General features: G+C 49.7%; 2 protein-coding genes and 1 pseudogene. 2 read left to right on the top strand and 1 reads right to left on the bottom strand.

The features are described 5' to 3' along the window. Window positions 1–359: pseudogene (locus NH448_RS23415) on the bottom strand (ATP-binding protein); the annotation flags it as partial. Between the two features lie 171 nt (window positions 360–530). Here NH448_RS23415 and NH448_RS23410 point away from each other — a divergent pair. After that, window positions 531–1,271, top strand: a complete 741-nt coding sequence (locus NH448_RS23410) for a hypothetical protein (RefSeq protein WP_253029596.1) — start codon at window positions 531–533, stop codon at window positions 1,269–1,271. A gap of 128 nt (window positions 1,272–1,399) precedes the next feature. Then, window positions 1,400–1,606 (top strand): hypothetical protein (locus NH448_RS23405; RefSeq protein WP_253029595.1); only part of this gene is annotated, 207 nt, incomplete at its 3' end.

Below are 1,606 nucleotides of genomic sequence, written 5' to 3'. Positions count from 1 at the left end.
GACAGCCGCAGGCGCTCAAGCGACTGCGCCAGCCAGGTGCGCTCGGCCACCTCCAGGGCGCAGGCGCGCTCCAGCGCGGCGCCGGCGAGCTGGGCGTTGAGCGTCCCCCTCTGCTGCTGACGCTGACGCGCCGCCATCACGCGTCGGCGCACCATCTCGGTGCTTTCCCCCGGCTGATGCGACGTCAACTGTTCCACCGGCAGCGCCGGCACCTCCACCTGCAGGTCGATGCGATCTAGCAGGGGGCCGGACAGGCGCGCCTGATAGCGCTGGATCTGGGACGCGGTGCATACACAGTCCTGGCGCGGATCCCCCAGATGGCCGCAGGGGCAAGGATTCATCGCCGCGACAAGCTGCCAAAATGTTATATTAGGGGGATAGCAGTGAGGCATCGCAACACCGTATCTGATGAATTGTATTTTTTAATTTTCTATTGAGATCACCATCGTGGTGGAAGAAAAAATTCAAGAACCTCTCTTTCCTGCCGATAACCACATTTGTTTGCGTTTTTCGATGGCTAGGAGTACGAAATGTGGAAGTTGGTGAGTGTTTCACTGTGTTCAATTGCTGTGCTAAATGCATGCTCATCATCTAATGCAGCATCTTGCAGCAGCACTGAAGTCGCTGATATTTTAGACGGGGCTGTTAAAGAAGGTGTTAGGGATATTCTTAATGTATTAGGAAAGCCGAGAGTTGGAGGGATAGTTGTTGATCATCAAGCATCAGAGGATATAATCTCAGAGTTTGAGGTGGAGCTCTCCTCGGTAAGAACAGTAAGTAAAAATGAAGAGCTTAACACAAGGGAGTGTATAGCCAACCTAAGTTACAACTACCCCGAGAGAATTTTAAGCGAAGCTTATCAAGGGCTGAGATTTCAAAATATTCTAAACCTTGATTTTTTCCATGGTTCCGTAAGCTCATTTCAGGAAGTTGGAACAAGAGCTGGGTTATTAGTTGGAGAGGGAGTTGTAGGTCAGCAGGTTGGTTACACTGTTCAGCCAACTGATGATGGGGAGGAAATATATATAGAGTACGATGATCCTAAAGGGCTCAAGAACTGGCTTGCAAGAATTGCTTCATCATCATCGTATTACCGTCAATCGCAACTAGTTAACCAAGAAGTAGAAACTTCCAACAATCAGGGCGATAAAAGCAGTCCATTTAATTCATGTGTTAATGCTAAAATTGAAAATTTTCGATCTCAAATGGGAGAAGAAGCTGCTATCCGAAGCGATGTATTTGGCGAGTGGGAAACTGAATGTAAGGCCTAATAATATTTTTTAAGCCGGAAAGGCGGCTCATGCCGATCCGGCTTCTCTACCATTTGGCTAATTTTCGTTTTTTTAAAGGTACCCTCCTAGAGTTGCACATGGCATAGTCCAGCCATCAGGAGCACAGGATGAGCGACGACAACCCGATCAAGCGATGGACCGCCAAGCGCAAGGCCGCCGTGGTCATGGATGAAGTGACCCCCTCCAATGTCAACGTCAGTGAAGTTTGTCCGGATTTCATCAATTCAGATTGTCCGGTTTTTATCAGTGCTCTTTCATCGGAACTACGTCAGGGTCGTGTGGGGGCGCGTCCTCCTTCGTGGCGGGGGGTGTCA

It is taken from the genome of Halomonas sp. OfavH-34-E, assembly GCF_024124525.1.
Taxonomy (GTDB): Bacteria; Pseudomonadota; Gammaproteobacteria; order Pseudomonadales; family Halomonadaceae; genus Halomonas; species Halomonas litopenaei.
Note: the sequence above shows the minus strand (reverse complement) of the source record. Positions and strands in the feature narration are given on the sequence as shown.

Excerpts from the sequence above, each read along its gene's own strand:
- NH448_RS23410 (WP_253029596.1), top strand. The coding sequence starts at position 531 with ATGTGGAAGTTGGTGAGTGTTTCACTGTGTTCAATTGCTGTGCTAAAT.